This is a genomic window from Paenibacillus hodogayensis, from assembly GCF_039536325.1.
Lineage (GTDB): Bacteria > Bacillota > Bacilli > Paenibacillales > NBRC-103111 > Paenibacillus_AB > Paenibacillus_AB hodogayensis.
In genome coordinates, this window is the sequence record NZ_BAAAYO010000010.1 from 1,018,772 (window position 1) to 1,037,097 (window position 18,326).

Here is an 18,326-nt window from a genome sequence, read left to right on the forward strand (position 1 = left end):
CACCATCACCTTACTTTGCAGCTAATTTTCTATATGGTAACATGGGCTCCCAAGCGGGACAACTGCCCCCTTGTCCACACCGATGTGTGGATATCTTGTGGGCACTTTGTTGACAACTGTCTAAATATGTCTGACATACAGGTCGAATAGTGTGCATAAAGTTATACACAAGAGACTGATTATAAATCTCAATAAAAATATTTTATGGAAATAATTTGTATGGATTCATTTCTTAATAAGAGTATGTCCTACCGCACCGCCTCCGGGCCCCATGACAAAAAGCCGTCCAGGAGCAGGACTGGAAGGCTTGGAAGGCAAAAATCGTGGCCGGAGCGTTTCAAGGGAGCTCTTGCCCGAGTTTCCCCTGCACTCTACAACCGTTTCTTCAGCTCCTCAATATCCGTCTCGCTCATTCCGGTAATTTCGGCGATAAGTACGACATCTATCGATTTGCGCAGCATGTTAAGGGCAGCGGCTTGCAAGCCTTGTTCCTTCCCTTGCTCTATGCCTTGCTCTCTTCCTTGTTGGATGCCTTTCTCGATGCCTTCCTCGTAGCCCCACCGCTTCCAGGCCGGCATCAGCTCCTGCATCGCCGCGCTCTCTTCGGGATAGCGTTTATTCAATTCCTTCATCAACACCTCATCCTCCCGGGCATCCGGCTTGAAATACAGGTCGGCCACCGACATTACGAGCGCAAGCCGTGCCTTATCAAGCTTCCGGCTGAGCCGCAACAGCATCCTCAGGTACGCAAAACGCACCTCCCGCTTCTCCTTCCCAGTATACCCCATCTTGGCCAAAAGCGCAGCAGCGACCGGGTTGTCCGAGTCCACAAACCGCCTCCATTCGCAGCTCCTCAGCTCCACCTTCAGAAACCGAAAATGCAGCAGTGCATGCTCTGCCACCGCCATGGTCAACGAATCCGGCTCGTTGCGGGCGTCGTCCGCAGTGAAGATGGCGATCGGGATGATCACGCTATGCTCCTTGCGGTGACGTTCGAACATACGGGCAAAATAAATGAACATTCGCTCGTGAAAATCGCCGTCCCGGTAAGAGTTCGGCTCCAAATGAACGAGCACGTACGCCCCGGTACCCCGGTAACGCGTCTCCAGCAGCAGATCGAGCGTTCGCTTCTCCTCGCCGACCACATCGACCAGCAGCTCCTGCATCAGAAAGCGGGAATGGCTGTAATCGAGCAGCTTGTCCAGCTCGGGAAAAAACAAAGCGATAAATTCGGCAAAAAACGTCTGCAGCAGCTTTTTGAACGCTTCGTCGTGAGGCGTACGCGCCGGCTCTTCCTTGTGACGGCTTGCCTGCAAACCTTTCCGACCGCCAGACCGGTTGCTGTTCAGCCCGCCTTCCCGGCCGCCTTGCGACACACTTGCCCCTCTATCCTGATCGTTTCTCGGGAAGTCCTCCCGATCGCTGTGCGCATGTTCCCCGCGGCTTGTCCCTCGACTAGCCTGGTAGCTTTCCGGCGTTTTCTCCCGGACATAGCCGGCCGGACTGTTCATAACGACCTCCTCCTCCGCTCGGCGGGACGCAAAAAAGCACACCCCGGCGTATCAACGCCGACCAGGTGTGCTTCACTCCGGTTGCCCATGCTCCGATTGTACCAGCCTGAAACGCTTGTGTAAAGCGGCAAATGGTTCCCCTTCGCCTTCTGTCCCCGGCTCGCTACGTCAATGCAGTTCCCCTGCTTATTCCTGCTCGGCCACTTCCCACTCGATGCTCAGCTTGCGATCGGCCCAACGCCGGACGACCGCCTCCGCCGCCGCCTCGATCTCTTCCTCGGACAGCTCCTCCAGCTTGACATCGGGAATCTCCACAACGTCTTCCTTCACCCGCTCGCCGTCCACGGACAAATTAATTTTGATTTTCATCCCTGTCCCCCCGCCGTTTTCGGTCCTGATTCTATCTTATATTTATTTTTTGCATAAAAAAAGATATATTCGCATTTTCCCTCCGGCTCTCAATCCGTTACAATAAGGACTGGAGGGGAATGAACGATGGATACAGATGCGCTCGAACCGTTCCTGGAGGAACAAAGGAAAAACCGCACTCGACTGTACACGCTGCTGGGACGTCTACCGGCCCGGAACCGGCCGATCCAGGCGGAAACGGTCCTGAGAGAAGACCGGGACACGTATACGTTGGAGAAGCTGGCGCTCGATCTGAACGGCATCGAGACGGTTCCCGCCTATTTGCTGCTGCCGAAGCAGCCGAGAGCAGGAAAAGATAAATCGCCGCTCATTGTTTATCATCATTCGCATGGCGGATTTTACAAGGTCGGCAAAGAAGAGCTGCTCTCCCCGGCTCCTTACCTGCAGCAGCCCGGCTACGGGGAAGCGCTGACCGCCCGCGGCTACGCGGTGCTCGCCATCGACAGCTGGGTATTCGGCGAACGCAGCGGCCGGACCGAATCGGCCGTCTTCAAGGAGATGCTGTGGCATGGCCGTTCGCTGCTCGGCATGATGCTGTACGATTCCATCCGGGCGATCGATTACGCGGTGACCCGCCCCGAGCTGGACGCGTCCCGGATCGGCACGGTCGGCATGTCGATGGGCAGTACGATGGCATGGTGGCTCGGCGCGCTCGATACGCGCATCAAGGCGGTCGCCGATATTTGCTGCCTCACCGATTTTCATGCGTTGATGAAAGAAGGCGGTCTTGACCGTCACGGTCTTTATTATTATGTCCCCGATCTGCTTACTCACTTCAATGCGGCGCAGATCAACGGGCTGATCGCGCCGAGACAGCATCTCAGCGTAGCCGGCACGCTCGATCCGCTTACGCCGGTTGACGGGCTGGACCGGATCGAGAAAGAATTGCAAAGCGTATACGGCTTCGTCGGCGCGTCGGACGCCTGGAAGCTGCTCCGGTACGAAACGGGGCATCAGGAAACGCCAGAGATGAGAACGGACGTACTCAACTTCTTTGATAAAGCTTTGTAGTCCCCCGACTCGCCAGAAAGGCTGCGTACGCTTACAAGGTACGCAGCCTTTTCATTTTCCCCTCGTCATGCCTCGCTACAATACAAGACCGTACTCTGCCCATGCCGCGGGGACGCCGACAATTGAAAAAAGCCGCGTTTAACCGTTTTGGCGGCAGCGCGGCTTTCAGCTATGGTTTATGTATCAACCGAAGTGACGGCGGATAAACTCGATTGTCTTCCGGTTGTGGTAGCCAATATGTTCGTGACCCATAAACGGATACGGATGAATTTCCTTCTTGCACGTCAGCCGATTATAGGCGGCATATACCGTCTCCGGCATGCAGATCGTATCCTTCAAGCCGACGGACAAAATTACCGGAACGCGTATCCGCTCCGCCAGATTCAAAATATCGAAGTAGGATAGCGTGTCCAATACGACATCGAGCCGATCGGGAAATTCGTTCGCATAAGTGGAAAGCTCGGTAAGGGAGCCGGTCGAATTCAGTAGGCCGAAGTCCATATGGCACATATTCGGCACGTTGGCTACGGCAAGCGCCGGCCGTTCGCTCAATGCCGCCGTCAGCAAGGCAATGCCTCCCCCTTGACTGCCTCCTTCGACTACGATCCGGTCCGGATCGATCTCTTCCCGGCCGCCGACCCATTCGACCGCTTTAATGCTGTCGATCGCCACGGCGCGGTAATAGCAGTTGTGTTTATCCATAATCCCTTGGCCGATCCAGCCTTTGGCGGTTCCGTTCCCGCTGGCCAGTCGATTGCCCGTATCGCCCTTCTGCCCGCGCACATCGACGGCGAACACGGCATAGCCCAGCAGGAGCCATTGCGCATACCGCTCCGGATAGCCCCGCCCTCCGCCATAGCCGTGGAAAGTGACGACGCAAGGCAGCCGCTTTCCCGACTCCACGCGCGGAATCATATACCAGCCGGCGATCGGCGTATCGTCGAAGCCTTCATAGCGTACGTCGTAAACGTCTGCTAACGGGAACAACGGCTCGACCGGCGTTACGGAATCGTTTAAAGGCTTGTTTGCGTAACGTTGCAGCGTATCGGCCCAATAGGCATCGAGATCCTCGGGCGCATACGGATCGGGCCGGTAAACCCCGAGCGCCGCCAATCTGGTTTGTATCGCATTCACAGCATCATCTCTCCCCATCTATTATTCCATCTCACATCATACGATGAAGATGCCTAAATGGGCAATGGCTGCAGCAGCATCTTCTTTCTGTTTCGCGCGAATGGCTTGCCGCACTTCCATCCATACTAATTCTACTCAACCGTTTGCCTTCAAGGATGTGAAAAACGGCAGGAAAGGACGATGTTACCCACATGAAGCCCGTTTTTAACATATACGCAGGCGATATGGCCAGACTGGGCCGCAACTGGGCCGCTGCCGTCATCGTGCTCGGCCTTGCCGTGCTTCCTTCGCTGTACGCATGGTTCAATATTGTCGCCTCCTGGGACCCGTACAGCCAGACCGGAGGATTGCCCGTGGCCGTCGTCAACCTCGATCAAGGCGCGTCCTTTCGCGGGACCTCTCTCAATCTGGGCAATGAAATCGTCGAGTCGCTGCGAGGCAATACGAATATCGGTTGGACGTTTACCGACGAGGAGCAGGCGGTCCGGGGCGTAGAGCGGGGCGATTACTACGCCTGCATCATCATACCGGGGCAATTCTCGGCTCAACTTGGCACGATTCTGTCGGACAATCCGCAGAAAGCCGAACTTATTTATGATGTCAACGAAAAAATAAACGCCGTTTCCCCGAAAATTACCGGGAAAGGCGCAAGCGGGATTATCGAGCAGGTGAGCCGCCATTTCATCGAAACGGCCAATGGAACGATTTTTCGTATTTTCAACGAAATCGGCATCGAGCTGCAAAACGAACTGCCAACTTTATTGAAGCTGAGAGAGATCGTATTCAAGCTGGAGACGCTTCTGCCGGATATCGAACGGGCGGCCGCCACTGCTGAGGAAGATATTCGCAAGGCGGAGCGGATCGTCGCGGATATCCAGTCGCGGCTGCCCGCGATCGTCAAGCTGGCAAAGGACAGCGAACAGCTCGCCGCACGGCTGGCAGACGCTCTGGACAGCGGAGCCAGGGCGGCAGAGGCCGCCGGACCGGACTTGCTGCACAATCTCCAACTGCTGCGGATGACGGCGGAGGCAGCCTCTCAGATGACTGCGGCGCTTAGCGAGGGCACCGGCACCGTCGCCGCCGACCCTGCTGCACTGGAGCGGCTGTCCGGAAGGCTTGGCGGAGCGGCGGAGGCGGCCGGTTCGCTGGCGGCCCTGTTTCAGCGGCTCGACGGCTTCGCCGGCCAAAACCGGCTGCAGGCCGTCTCGTCCAAGCTCGTCCAGCTCCAGACCAAGCTGCAGCGCCAGCAGATATTGCTGGATGCGGCGCGTGCCGCTTTAGTCAAAGGAGAAAAGCCCGCCGCGGAGCTAATCCGCGAAATGGAGCGGCTAGCGCGCGAGGCGTCCTTGCTGCTGGCGGACCTGATCGCCCGGTACGACACCGACATTCAGCCTGCCGTCACTCAAGGGTTGAACGCGGCAGCCCAAGCGGCGCGAACGGCGCTTGCCGCATTGCAGGCGGCGAACGCAAGCATGCCCAACGTGCAGGCGATCGTCGCCGATGCCGCCGCAGGACTTGCTGCGGGAAGCAAGGCGCTTCAGGCCGTAAACGCTAATATGCCCGCCGCGGCGGCAAAAATTCGGGAAACGGCCGATGCCGTAAGAGCTTTGGAGCAGCAAGGCAGTCTCGAGGAGCTAATCGGTCTGCTGCGGCACGACGCTTCCAAGGAGAGCGCGTTTTTTGCCGAACCGGTTGTTCTGAAAGAAAACCGTCTTTATCCGATCCCGAACTACGGCTCCGCGATGTCGCCCTTTTTCAGTACGCTCTCGTTATGGGTCGGAGCGCTGCTGCTAGTCTCGCTGCTCTCGGTCGAGATTCATGCGCCGGGCGAAGGTATTCGGAGTCATCATGTCTACTTTGGCCGTTTCCTGACTTTTTGGACGATCGCCGTCTTACAATCTTTGATCGTTACGGCCGGGGATATGCTTCTGCTCGGTACCTATGTCGCCGATCCGGCGGCTTTCGTAGCCTTCGGCGCGGTTATTAGCTCCGTCTTCATGCTCATCGTCTATACGCTCGTCTCCGTATTCGGAAACGTTGGCAAAGCGATGGCGATCGTTCTGCTCGTGCTGCAATTATCCGGTTCCGGAGGCACGTTCCCGATCCAGGTGACCCCGGCCTTTTTCCAGGCGATCCATCCGTATTTGCCGTTCACCTATGCGATCAGTTTGATGCGGGAGGCGGTGGGCGGGATGCTCCCCGATATCGTCATCCGCGACCTGTGCCTGCTTGGCGTCTACGCCGCGCTGTTCCTGATCGTCGGCATCGCGCTGAAGGAATGGATCAACAAAGCCGCAACCCGACTGGTCAAAAAGGCGAAAGAGAGCGGGCTGATTCATTAGACGGGCTGCCCGGTGCGCACATTCGCTCAGGCGTTCCGAACAACTCCCCTTTCCCCCGTTACCGGACCGCTCCGGCCAGCCGCAGCGTCTCGTTGGGCGGAATGCGTACCGGCATCCCGGTCTCTACCGATTCGGCTGCCGCGATCGCGATGGCGGCGCTGTCTCTGGCGCCCCAGATGCCTGGCATGGCCGGCTCGCCCTTGCGGATCAGCTCGATAAACGTCTTGACGATCGAACTGTCTCCGCCGCCATGCCCGCCGGAACGACGCTCGGGATAATACGTCTGCACCTCTTTCGAGTGCCGCTTGGCGACGGTAATTTTGAACTCCTGCTCGTTGTTGTAAAAGCCGGTGATTTTGCCCTTCGTGCCCGTAAACATAAATTCGCGCGTATATTCCGGGGTAAAGTGGCATTCCATGTACGACAGGCGCGCCCCGTTGTCGTAATCGACCAGCACGAGCCCGTTGTCCTCCGTATCGATATCTTCCCCGTACACGCACAAATCGTCCTTGATCCGTACGCCGCCGTAGTCCATCTCCAGCCCCTTGCGGTTATCCACGTAATAGGCGCAGGTGTCGGCTTCATTGCAATCGCGGCAACGTTTGTCGCTCGGCGCGTCCCCCCCGAATACGTCCAGCCCGCTGGAAGCGTATACTTTGACCGGCGAAGCGTCGATCAGCCAATTCGCCAAGTCGAGCGAATGCGTGCCTTTTTCGAGAATGAGACTATTCACGTAATCTTTATGCCGCCTCGCTCCGTGGTAATAGTAATCGCCGCCCACCGAAACGTTGTCGACCACCGTACCGATCTTGATCTCTCCGATTTCCCCCGAGGTGATAATCCGTTTCATTTCCTCCATCAGCGAGCAGTACCGTAGTTCCAGACCGACCATGAATACGCGCTTCGCCAGCATGCCCGCCTCCGCCATCCGGTCGCAGTCCGAAATTGATTGGGCCATCGGTTTCTCGAGGTAGACGTGCTTGCCTGCCCGCAGCGAGGCGAGCGTATGCTCGGTATGGGCATGGTCGTTGCTGCATATGACAACGGCGTCCAAGCCCGGCAACTGCAAAAACTGCTCCAGCGATTCGGTTGCCGGAATGTCGCCGAGCTTTTCCTTGGCGAACGCCAAGCTTTCCGGACGGATGTCGCACAAACCGACAAGCTCGCATTCCGGGTGGCTGCCGAAGTAGGAGCCGCCGAAATAAACCCCGCGGTTGCCCGTTCCCAATAGTCCGATGCCGATTTTGTTGTTCTGTGCCATCTGTAGCGCCGCTTCGCGAGCGGCTTCCCCCCCTGTCGATCGCTTGGATCGCGTGTTCGTTTCATCCTCATCATACGGGAGGAGGGGGCCGCATTCTATATAAAGTCATGCCGGAAATGGATACGATTATGCTCCTGCGGCGGCTCGTCGTGGTATAATCAGGGCAGAAGCAGGCCGCTTCGGTGCGGCCGAAGCAGGCAAACGCGAAAAGGAGGGGAGATGGATGATCCCGTCGGGCAAACGGCAAGATCCTTCTGTCGGCAAACGGTTTCCGTTTCGGATGAGCCATGTTTCCAGACAGGTCCGAGGCTTCCTCGTCACTCCGCATTGGCACGACCATCTGGAATTTATTAAAATTGTCGAGGGCCGCGTCACCGTTACGCTGGACAACCAAACCTTCACGGCGGAGCGGGACGATATTCTGTACATCAACAGCCGCCAGGTGCATGCGATCGCGGCGCACCCGGACGTCCCGGCGCAAGTGAAGGGGATGATCTTCGACCGGCTGTTCGTGACCAACCTGCTGGAAGGCTTCGAGACCCGGCATATTTACAGTCTGTTCGTCCAGGCCAACCGGGTGTGCAACCCGATCCGGCGCAACGATCCGTTGTGGGAAACGCTCAACCGCGAGCTGGAGCTGGCGGACGACGAATACAAGCGCAAGGAAATTTGTTACGAAATGACGATCAAGTCGTGCATTTACCGGATGCTGACGACACTGATGCGCAGCTACGCGAAGCAGCTCCCCTCGCTTGAAAAAGACGAGGTATCGCTGCGCCCGGCGCTGCAATATATCGAGGAAAAATTCGCGGAACGGCTATCTCTGGAAGAGGTAAGCCGATTGATAAGCCGCAGCCCTTCGCGATTCAGCAGGCTGTTCAAGGAAGTGACCGGACTCACCTTCACCGACTATTTGGCGGCGACCCGGATCAACATGGCCAAGCAGATGCTGGTAACCGGACAATGGACGATTACGGAGATTGCCGAGAAGACCGGCTTTTGCAATGTGCATTATTTCGGCAAGGTGTTTAAGGAAGCGGCCGGGTTAAGCCCGCTTCAGTTCCGGAACGAGGCGCTGCGCAAAGGCTTTCTGGAGTAGCGGGCATTCAAGCTTCTGGAGTAGCGGGCATTCAAGCCCATTTGGACGCCCACAGCTTCATGCTTTTAATGATCGGATGCAAATCCTGTCCTTTGGGCGTAAGCGTATATTCCACCGTAACCGGTACGGTCGGATAGACGCGCCGCTCCAGAATGCCTTTATTCTCCATATGGCGAAGCGTGCTCGTCAGCGCCGTCGGGCTAATGTTGTGAATGCTGCGCTGCAGCTCGCCGAACCGCTTCGTTCCCTCGAACAGCTCCCGCAGCACGAGAAAGGCCCACTTTCCCCCGATCACATCAAGCGTCTTCTCGATCGAGCATTCGATGCAGACGGGTTCCTTCAGCGTATAACCGATCCGCGCAGCCGGCTTAGCGCCCTGCCCGTCCTCCGCGCTCCTCGCCTCCTGCCCGTTCTCCGTCTTCGTGGCGTTCATTGCCGCTTTTCCCAAATCGATCTCCCCCTGCCTAAAATACGGAAAGCGCCTTTCGAACGCTCGTCCGTCCATGTATAGTTGCTTTCAAAATTGTAGCAGCTAGTCCAAGCATAATTATATCAAACTAATTTCACTACTTTTAAAAGTGTACCAGCTTTTTTTATAATAGAAAAGGGCCCATACTATACGAGGAGTGATTCATCGATGAAATACCGCAAGCTGGCAAACACCGGACTGAAAGTGAGCGAAATCAGCCTTGGCAGCTGGTTGACCTACGGAGGGTATGTAGAGCGCGACAATGCGGTCAATTCGATTCGCCGCGCTTATGATCTGGGCATCAATTTTTTCGATACCGCCAACGTTTACGAGCGCGGCGCGGCGGAAGTCGTCGTCGGCGAAACGCTGCAAGCGTATTCCCGCGAGTCCTACGTGCTTGCCACGAAAGTGTTTTGGCCGATGGGCGAAGGTCCGAACGACCGCGGCTTGTCCCGCAAGCACGTCTTCGAGCAGCTGCACGCCAGCCTGAAACGGCTGAACACCGACTATGTCGATATTTACTACTGCCATCGCTTCGATCCGGAGACCCCGGTGGAGGAAACGCTGCGCACGATCGACGACTTTATCCGTCAGGGCAAGGTGCTCTATGCCGGCGTCAGCGAATGGACGGCCGCCCAGATGGCCCAAGCGCTCGGCGTGGCCGACCGCTACTTGCTGGACCGCATCGTCGTCAATCAGCCGGTTTACAATATGTTCAACCGTTACATCGAGAAGGAAGTGATTCCGTTCGGCACGAACCACGGCATCGGCCAAGTCGTCTTCTCTCCGCTGGCCCAAGGCTTGCTGACCGGCAAATACAAAGCAGCCGACCAAATTCCCGCCGACAGCCGCGCAGGACGGCTGGAAGGGATGCGCAAAGGCATTACGGAAGAGAAAATCGCCAAGGTCGGGCAATTGTCCGCGATTGCCGAGGAGCTCGGCCTGTCGGTCGGCCAGCTGGCTATCGCCTGGATTTTGCGCCAGCCGAACGTCGCCAGCGCCCTCGTCGGAGCGAGCCGTCCGGATCAGGTCGATGAGAATGCGGCGGCATCCGGCGTCGGGCTTTCCAGCGACGTGATCGAGCGGATCGAAACGATTTTGCAATAACAGCGTACGGGAGGAGTCAGCCGCGACCGAGCGGACGTGTTCTCCAGGTAAGAAAAAAGATGCGCAAACAGCCCATCTAACGCCGTATCGCGGCGCTTGGCGGGCTGTTTGCCGTTTCAGATATGCTTCGTCTCCCTTGGATTTGTTCATCCGTACGCCGGTTTGCTATAATTAGGGCCACAGTCGGCCGATAGCAGAAGACGACGACCGATAAAACCGAGAGGAATGAGGAGTCCCGATGGCTTTCGGCATTACCCGAGACGAGCTGAACCGGTGGAAAGACGCGGTATCCCGCGGCGAAATCGCCTTTTTGACCCACTATTGGCTCGATTCCCGCTTTCCCGGCATCCGCACGGTGACGAAGGTCGGCTGTGCCGATCTGGAACGGCTGGCAGCCTGGTGCAAAGCCCGGGGACTCGATCCTCGTTACATTCATAACCGTCCTCCATTCCCCCACTTCGATCTGATGGGGCGTCGGCAGGCGTCTATTTTACGCGAGGAGCAGTTGTTCGATCATCTGGCACGATTCCGGCTGGAGGACTAACGTTCCGTGCGGCTACTCGTACAAGCCTCCGCCAGTCGAGCCGTCCGGGAACAAGTAATGAAACGTTATATTTCCTTGACGGGCATAAGCCAGCATCACTTGCTCCACGCGGCGTTCTCCGGACCAGACGATGTACCCCTGGGCGGCAATGCTGCCGGCCTGCAGAGCGTCCACATCCGCACTCCCCGGCTTGGCGCCGAACCGGTAACCGGGCTTCGCGCCGATATCGTACCGCCACGAGCCAATATTCTGTGCGTTCTTCACGGCCGCAGCCGGTTCCCCGAGCAAATCCCGCACCTCCTGCTCGGACATGCCCAGCTTCAGCCTGTACTGGACAAGCCACTCGGCTTTGGACATCGGGTCCCCTTCGGCGGGCTCGGAGCGGATCGAAAGCTCGCCATCTCTATCCCGGTACATGGCGCCGGCCCCAAGCTGCTCGGCAAGCCAGCGAACGGGCGCATAAGCTTTGCCGTTAATGTTCCATATCGCTTCGTCCGCGCTCAGCTGCTGCGGCTTTCCGTTCACTTCGACCTCCACCGGCCATAGCTTGGCCACGACAGCGTCCGACGCATACAGCACCGGAGCGGCCATTATACCTGCGCCGCAGATAACGCCGAGTATAAACTTCTTCATTCTGCACCTCGTTCCATCGAATCGGTCACAGCCTGCTTTCATTTCTATATAATTTGAACGAAATCACTTCCTGGAATGGCCAAGTGAAATGGAGAAAGGGATCTGCCTTGCAGCGAGTTTTGGCTTTCAACTCCATACCGCCGAGTCTTTTTTTCAATCCAGGAGTTGAAAACAAGATGTCTGAGCAGCAAGGCAGTCCTTTTCGGAATGAAATGGGCTTCCCAAAACATTCGTTCAACTTGTATAGTTCCACTTCTACAGGATAGACCGCCGAGCCCGAAGAGGGCAACAGAAAAAGAGCAAATTTACTCGGCTGCATCGCGCCGGGGCAGTACCTTCATATATTCGTCCGATGCCCGCATGAGCGACAGCGCATAATAATAGTCTTTTTTGTAAGGGGTCAAATCTTCTACGGGCTGCAGCGTTTGCAGCGATACCGCCGTTCCGTCCTGGAAACTTTCGCCAGGAATAAACAAAATATCGTCGTTGACGAACGAGCCTGTCGGCAAATAATAGCGGATGCCGAACACGTTTTTGCTAATATTCATAAGATCTTGTCCGAAATGGACGAAATCCCGCCGTTCCAGCGAGATGCCCAGCAAGTTCGCCACGGTCGGCATCATATCCAGCTGACCGCCGACTTGCCCGATCGTCTCGCCTTCCGTCTGCCCCGGCACATGCACGATAAACGGCACGTTAAAGCGGGTCACGTATTCGTGATACGGAATGCCGAGAAGACGCGTCACCTGCTCGGGATCGTTGTATTGCGGCTTCAGCCCGGAATGGTCGCCGTAAACGACGAGAACCGTGTCTTCCCACAAGCCATTCGCTTTTAGCTGGTCGATCAGCGTTCCGAGCGCATAATCGGCGTAGTTGACCGATTCCAAATATTCGCCTACCTGCGTATTCCGGTATGTTTCCTCCGGCAGCCGAATTTGCTTCTTGTCCTCGGGAATGAGAAACGGATGATGGCTGGAGGCGGTCACGAACTGCGCATAAAACGGCTTGCCGCGATCGCGGATGGCGGCCAACCGGGTCACGCCCGTCCGAAACAGCTCCTCGTCGGATGCGCCGAAAGCGTTGAACTGATCGTTGTTATAAAAAGGCTTGTCATAGTAACGGTCAAACCCGAGCGCCGGATACATCTTGTCGCGATCCCAGAAGCCGACGTCGTTCACGTGAAACGTCACGGCCTCGTAGCCGTCGTCCTTCAGCAGCTTGGGCAGACTCGGCAGCTGGCGGTTGCCGTATCCCGTCGACATCGGGATGCTGCCGACCGGATACAGCGACGTGTTGAACATAAATTCCGCGTCCGACGTATTGCCTTGTCCGATCTGCTGGAAAACGTTATTGAAGTAATAGCTATGTCCCGCCAGCTCGTTCAGGACAGGCGTCAGCGGCCGCCCCTCGACCGTGTAGCCGATCGTAAAATCCTGCAGCGATTCGACCTGCACGACGATCACGTTTTTGCCTTGCTGCGAGCCGAACAGCTTCGGCTGAGGCCTCTCCCCTTCGGGCAGTTCCGCGCTTGATTGGCTGTTGTACGGAAATTTGGACTGAATGCGGCGGATCGTCTCCGCCGCCTCGGCGGTATCGGCGAATCTCGCTTCCCTGCTGTTTTCCCAAGCGTCGAGGAAAAACGAGCTTTGGTAATTGAAAAAGCCGAGCTTCTCGGCGCGGACCAGCTCATTGCGCACTTTCCCTTCGGCGCGGATCGACAAGGCGGATACGGCAAAAGCGACCACGACGACTGCAGCCAGCGATGCCTTGCCGAGCGACAGAACGTTCCAAACGGGCAGACGCCGGCGCCAGCCGAGCCGGAGCAGCGCCGCGACGGCCATATCGGCGAAGAACATGTAATGCTCCAAGTGAATGGATTGCTTGACGCTGCTCTTGACTTGCATGACCTGCTTCAAGCCATACAGCGAGGTATACGTTACGATAGACCCGAAATGCGTATAATAAAGCGCTGCCGCAAACAAAATAAGCGAAGCCAAGACGTTGATACCCCAAAACGCCGCATTTCGCATCCGGCGCGGTACGAACATCTCGACCAGGCCGGTCAGGACAACGACGGAAGCCAAATCCAGCGCAGCCCCGCCCCAGTCGATATTCTGATAGAGAAACAGCCGCAACAGGACCAGCTTCATCCAGAGCAATACGGAGATACGCACGAACAAGCTACCCCATAACGATACGGTTCGGTAGTCCTTCATTCCGACTCCCTCCTACTCTTCGAGAAAACGTCATCCGGATATTGTAAACCCGCAAGCTTAAAATAACATTAAAAAAAGAGGGGATCGCTCCCCTCCTGCACAGTTGTCATATAACCGTCAAAGCCTCAGAACGACAGCCCGCGCAAAAACGATTCGATCGCGGCAAGCGATTCCAGCTGCGCCGGCGTCGTAACGCCATAGCCGAAACCGTGCGGCACATTCGGCAGCACGACAAGCTCGGCGCGGACCCCGTTCGCATCCAGCTTGTTCCGGAAGCGAACGGAGTGTTCAAGCGGAATCGTATCGTCCTTGTCGCCATGAATGAGCAGCGTGGTTGGTGTCCGATTGTCGATCCGGTCATACGGGGAAGCTTCGCTGTAGGGCGCGTCCTCGGCTTCGGTCGCCCCGAACAACTTCTCGATCGACGGCTTCAAGCTGTCGAAGTTGTCCGCCGGATGAAGGATCGTCGCCGGGCAGTAAAGCACCGCTGCCTGTGGCCGCGTATCGCGGATGCGCATCTCCAGGGAAAAACCGAGATCGTCATCATCGGCGATCGTGGCGAGCATCGCCGCCAGATGACCGCCTGCGGAAGAGCCAAGAGCGACCGTTTTGCCCGGATCGAAACGGAATCGTTCCGCCTGGTCGGAGCCGCATTTTTGACAAATCGAGGAAAGCATGGTATTCTAATTAAGTGTGTTATTGTATTGCTAGTTGTATTCCCTCCAAACCCCTCACGCCATTACCACAAATTCCATTAACCCTAAGAGTTTGATTCGAGATGAACCTGATTCACACTGGCACGATCAAGGAATCGTAAGGATGGAAGAGAGGCAGGGCTTTCATTGTTTTAGGTTTTCGTTCACCAGCAATGGCGTCACCGGTTTGCAAGGAAGCAAAGTAATGACTTAACCCCTCTAACACATTTATAACGCCGCTCACGGCCAAGCAGCCGACCGGGCGGCGTTTCCATTTAATAATAAGGCGAGATGAGCAGGTAAACGACCACTCCGGTGCTGCTTACATACAGCCATACCGGCATCGTCCACCGGGCGATTCGTCTATGCTGCTTGATTCGTCCTGCAAATCCTTGCGTTGCCGTAATGAGCGCCAGCGGAACGTTGACGATCGCCAGCAGAACGTGGGTGGCGAGAATGAACAAATAAATGATTTTGACGACAGGGCTTCCGCCGAATTTGGCAGGCTCGGTCAAAAAATGATAGATGACGTACGAGATGAGGAAGAAAAACGTCGAGACGAACGCCAGCAGCACGAAATTGCGGTGCAGCGGGATGTTTTTCCGCTTGATCGCCCACAGCGACACCAACAGGAAGACGAACGTAAAGCAGTTGAATATGGCGTTCAACAGCGGAAAAATCGTAACGTCGAAGCCAATCTCTCCATCATAACCGGGCAAGAAGAACAACGTGGCAATAATGCCGATCAAAACGATCGAGAACACGACGATATAAGGCATAAACTTGCTGGACTTGTCCAATTGGATTCCCCCTACTTCCTTTCTTCATTTTAGCATAAAGGATGGCTCCGCACCGAAACAACCGGATCGGCGCGCGTTTTGTTACATTTTGATGAATAACGGCCGCAAAAAAAACCTCCCCGGCGGACAAGCGCAAGCCTGACCCGACAGAAGAGGTTTTTTGTTTCAGCGCCCGGACAACGCCAGGGGCCTATCTATCTTCACAAATGAAAGCTGACGGTCAGCACTGCTCCGGATTCGGCTTGCCCGCCTCTTCCTTCGTGCGGAACGACTGGCCGCAACCGCAGGAAGCGATGGCGTTCGGGTTATGGATCGTAAACCCGCCCCCCATGGCCGCATCCTTGAAGTCGATTTCCAAGCCGCGCAAATATTTGGTGCTGTCGGAATCGACAACCACCTTCAGCCCGTTGATGTCCAGCACTTCGTCGCTCGATTGCTGATCGTCGTCAAATCCCATCCCATATGAAAAACCGCTGCAGCCGCCTTCCTTCACGCCAACGCGCAAAAACAGGTTCGGCGTTTCCTCGGCTGCCAGCATTTCTTTAATTTTATCGCATGCTTCTTCCGAAATGGTAATCATATCGTTCCCTCCTTCGAGACGTTCTATGTCCAGTATACTCCTATTCGCGCGGAGCCTCAAGAGGGTGAACTTCCGCGGCAAACCCGTTTTCGGCCCCGATCCGGAAGGAATGCAAGGCTCTTCCTGTTGCCCCGGTGCAACAGGAGGTTTATAATGAAGTCGAGCTCTACGGATGCCGGACGCACCAACTTTTATTTCATTACAGCTTTGGTATAGGAGGGAACGCACAGCTATGACGACCATCATCACGAACCCGGACAAGCGTATGGCGGAAATTGCCGACAAGGTGGAGCAGGGGGAGCGGCTGACGCTGGAAGACGGGGTATTTCTGTATGAATCGGACGATCTTCTCGGTATCGGCCAATTGGCCAACAAAGTAAATTTGCGCAAGAACGGACGGAACGTTTATTTTATCGAAAACATGAGCCTGTACTTCACCAACGTCTGCGAGGACCGCTGCGCCTTCTGTCACTTCCGCCGCGACGAGGGCGAGCCTGGATCGTACACGCTCACGCCCGACGAGATTCTGGACTACGTCTCGAAACATTATCATCCGAAAATGCGCGAGTTCCACATTACCGGAGGCCATAATCCGAACGTACCGTTCGAGTATTATGTCAATTCGATTCGCGTGCTTAAAGAAAACTATCCGGATGTGACCATCAAAGCTTATACCGGGGCGGAAATCGACTTTTTCTCGCGAATCAGCGGTTTGACTTACCAGGAAGTGCTGCAAAAGCTTCGCGATGCCGGGCTTGGCACGCTGCCGGGCGGCGGAGCGGAAATATTGACCGAACGGTACCGCAACAAGATGAACGTCGAGAAGGCTACCTCCGAGCAGTGGCTGGACGTACACCGGACGGCGCACAAGCTGGGCATCCGCACGCATGCGACGATGCTGTACGGGTCCATCGAGACGAAAGAAGAACGGATTCGCCATATGCTCCAGCTGCGCGGACTCCAGGACGAGACGAACGGCTTCATGGTATTCATCCCCAATTCGGTACAGCCCGCCAACACCGGCATGGGCATCAAACGCCGGACGTCGGCATTCGACGATTTGAAGACGATCGCCATCAGCCGGCTGATGCTCGATAACGTGCAGCATGTGAAAGCGTATTTCATCAATCTCGGGACTCAACTCGCCCAGCTCGCATTCACCTTCGGCGCGTCTGACGCCCATGGCACGATTGTGCAGGAAAGAATCAGCCATTCGGCAGGGGCGCTTTCTCCGGAAGGGCTGACCCGCGACGAACTCGTGCATATGATTAAAGGAGCAAACCGGATTCCGATCGAACGCGATACGTTCTACAACGAAATTCAGGTGTTCCATTAAGGGCCTTTGTCCGGCTTGCTTATAAACTGCCCTTGAACGTGACATCTTAATACTACTATAAGGAATACGGAAAGGACCTCATCGGGAATGAGCAGATTCGTCATTTTGGGCGGAGGGTACGGCGGCTTGACGCTGGCCCTCCAATTACTGGAGCAAGAACCGCCGAAGGGCACGGAAGTCGTCCTCGTCGACCGCATGCCTTACCAGGGGTTAAAAACAGAATACTACGCGTTGGCGGCCGGTACGGTATCCGAAGCGGAAATCCGCGTAGCGTTTCCGAACGATCCGCGCATCGTATTGAAGTATGGAGAAATAACGGGCGTCGATCTGGAACGCAAGCTCGTCCTCATGGACAACAACGACCCGCTATCCTACGATTGGCTCGTCATCGCGTTGGGCTGTGTGGACAAATACCACGGCATCGCCGGAGCGGAAGCTTATTCGCACAGCATTCAGACGCTGTCGGGCTCGCGCAAGGCGTACCAGTCGCTTAACGACTTATGCCCTTACTCGCAAGTATCCGTCGTAGGCGGAGGCCTGAGCGGCGTGGAGATCGCTTCCGAGCTGCGGGAGAGCCGTCCGGATCTGAACATCCGCATCATCGACCGGGGACCGAGCATTTTGTCCTCGTTTCCGAACAAGCTTCAAGGCTATGTGCGGGAATGGTTCACGGAGCACGATATCGACATGCTGTCCCACGTCTCGCTCAGACAAGTCGAGCCGGGAATCCTGCACAACGGCGATCAGCAAATCACCACAGACCTGACGGTATGGACGGCGGGCATTCAGCCAAGTCCGATCGTGCAAAACCTCGATGTCGACAAAGACGCGCAGGGACGCGTCGTCTTGAATGCCTACCATCAGATTCCGACCCACCCGGACGTGTTCGTCGTCGGGGATTGCGCCAGCCTGCCGTTCAGTCCGAGCGCGCAAGCGGCCGAGGAGCAAGGCAAACAGGTCGCCGAGGTCATGCATGCCGTCTGGAAGGGCGAGACGCCGCGTCTAAAGTCGATCAAGCTGAAGGGCGTACTCGGTTCGCTCGGTAAAAAAGCCGGGTTCGGCATGATGGGCAAGAAGACGGTCATTATGGGCAAAGTGCCGCGGGTGCTGAAAAGCGGCGTGCTTTGGATGTCCAAGCATCATTTCGGTTAATGTAAGG

At 56.3% G+C, this 18,326-nt stretch carries 17 protein-coding genes; 7 read left to right on the top strand and 10 right to left on the bottom strand.

The window, feature by feature from the left end; translation table 11 throughout:
* Positions 1–371: 371 nt before the first annotated feature.
* Positions 372–1,511 carry an Rpn family recombination-promoting nuclease/putative transposase gene (locus ABD796_RS23300; RefSeq protein WP_344912395.1) on the bottom strand — a complete coding sequence of 380 codons (1,140 nt, stop codon included), beginning with the start codon at positions 1,509–1,511 and terminating at the stop codon, positions 372–374.
* Positions 1,512–1,697: 186 nt separating this feature from the next.
* Entirely contained in the window at positions 1,698–1,880 is a 183-nt protein-coding gene (locus ABD796_RS23305) for a hypothetical protein (protein WP_344912397.1), read from the bottom strand.
* 126 nt (positions 1,881–2,006) lie between these two features.
* Between ABD796_RS23305 and ABD796_RS23310 the strand changes: the two genes are divergently transcribed.
* Positions 2,007–2,951 (top strand): alpha/beta hydrolase family protein, encoded by a 945-nt coding sequence (locus ABD796_RS23310; protein WP_344912399.1) that lies wholly within the window; start codon positions 2,007–2,009, stop codon positions 2,949–2,951.
* Between the two features lie 183 nt (positions 2,952–3,134).
* On the opposite strand, the gene ABD796_RS23315 is transcribed toward ABD796_RS23310, so the two are convergent.
* Entirely contained in the window at positions 3,135–4,085 is a 951-nt protein-coding gene (locus tag ABD796_RS23315) for an acetylxylan esterase (RefSeq protein WP_344912401.1), read from the bottom strand.
* A gap of 191 nt (positions 4,086–4,276) precedes the next feature.
* Between ABD796_RS23315 and ABD796_RS23320 the strand changes: the two genes are divergently transcribed.
* Positions 4,277–6,427: a YhgE/Pip family protein gene (locus ABD796_RS23320; protein ID WP_344912403.1), complete on the top strand. Its 2,151-nt coding sequence runs from the start codon at positions 4,277–4,279 to the stop codon at positions 6,425–6,427.
* Between the two features lie 58 nt (positions 6,428–6,485).
* On the opposite strand, the gene ABD796_RS23325 is transcribed toward ABD796_RS23320, so the two are convergent.
* A complete protein-coding gene (locus tag ABD796_RS23325; RefSeq protein WP_344912407.1) occupies positions 6,486–7,688 on the bottom strand; it encodes a Gfo/Idh/MocA family protein in 1,203 nt (400 codons plus the stop codon).
* A 223-nt stretch (positions 7,689–7,911) separates the two neighbouring features.
* On the opposite strand from ABD796_RS23325, the gene ABD796_RS23330 reads away from it, so the two are divergent.
* Entirely contained in the window at positions 7,912–8,787 is an 876-nt protein-coding gene (locus tag ABD796_RS23330) for a helix-turn-helix domain-containing protein (protein ID WP_344912409.1), read from the top strand.
* A gap of 31 nt (positions 8,788–8,818) precedes the next feature.
* Here ABD796_RS23330 and ABD796_RS23335 read toward each other — a convergent pair whose 3' ends face one another.
* A complete protein-coding gene (locus tag ABD796_RS23335; RefSeq protein WP_344912411.1) occupies positions 8,819–9,235 on the bottom strand; it encodes a winged helix-turn-helix transcriptional regulator in 417 nt (138 codons plus the stop codon).
* A gap of 189 nt (positions 9,236–9,424) precedes the next feature.
* On the opposite strand from ABD796_RS23335, the gene ABD796_RS23340 reads away from it, so the two are divergent.
* Positions 9,425–10,363, top strand: a complete 939-nt coding sequence (locus ABD796_RS23340; RefSeq protein ID WP_344912413.1) for an aldo/keto reductase family protein — start codon at positions 9,425–9,427, stop codon at positions 10,361–10,363.
* Between the two features lie 238 nt (positions 10,364–10,601).
* The gene (locus ABD796_RS23345) at positions 10,602–10,907 is read left to right on the top strand and encodes a hypothetical protein (RefSeq protein WP_344912415.1); all 306 of its coding nucleotides are present in this window, start codon (positions 10,602–10,604) and stop codon (positions 10,905–10,907) included.
* Between the two features lie 12 nt (positions 10,908–10,919).
* On the opposite strand, the gene ABD796_RS23350 is transcribed toward ABD796_RS23345, so the two are convergent.
* From ABD796_RS23350 to ABD796_RS23370, 5 genes are all read right to left on the bottom strand, one after another.
* The gene (locus ABD796_RS23350) at positions 10,920–11,540 is read right to left on the bottom strand and encodes a stalk domain-containing protein (RefSeq protein ID WP_344912417.1); all 621 of its coding nucleotides are present in this window, start codon (positions 11,538–11,540) and stop codon (positions 10,920–10,922) included.
* A gap of 305 nt (positions 11,541–11,845) precedes the next feature.
* Complete coding sequence (locus ABD796_RS23355; protein ID WP_344912419.1) at positions 11,846–13,756, bottom strand: LTA synthase family protein; 1,911 nt, start codon at positions 13,754–13,756, stop codon at positions 11,846–11,848.
* A 125-nt stretch (positions 13,757–13,881) separates the two neighbouring features.
* A complete protein-coding gene (locus ABD796_RS23360; RefSeq protein ID WP_344912421.1) occupies positions 13,882–14,433 on the bottom strand; it encodes an alpha/beta hydrolase in 552 nt (183 codons plus the stop codon).
* 293 nt (positions 14,434–14,726) lie between these two features.
* Positions 14,727–15,230, bottom strand: coding sequence for a DUF420 domain-containing protein (locus ABD796_RS23365; RefSeq protein WP_344912933.1), 504 nt, complete (start codon positions 15,228–15,230; stop codon positions 14,727–14,729).
* A 241-nt stretch (positions 15,231–15,471) separates the two neighbouring features.
* On the bottom strand, positions 15,472–15,831 hold the full coding sequence (locus tag ABD796_RS23370; RefSeq protein ID WP_344912423.1) for a HesB/IscA family protein: 360 nt from the start codon (positions 15,829–15,831) through the stop codon (positions 15,472–15,474).
* 232 nt (positions 15,832–16,063) lie between these two features.
* Between ABD796_RS23370 and mqnE the strand changes: the two genes are divergently transcribed.
* The gene (gene mqnE / locus ABD796_RS23375) at positions 16,064–17,167 is read left to right on the top strand and encodes an aminofutalosine synthase MqnE (protein WP_344912425.1); all 1,104 of its coding nucleotides are present in this window, start codon (positions 16,064–16,066) and stop codon (positions 17,165–17,167) included.
* A gap of 87 nt (positions 17,168–17,254) precedes the next feature.
* Entirely contained in the window at positions 17,255–18,319 is a 1,065-nt protein-coding gene (locus ABD796_RS23380; RefSeq protein WP_344912428.1) for an NAD(P)/FAD-dependent oxidoreductase, read from the top strand.
* Positions 18,320–18,326 lie beyond the last annotated feature (7 nt).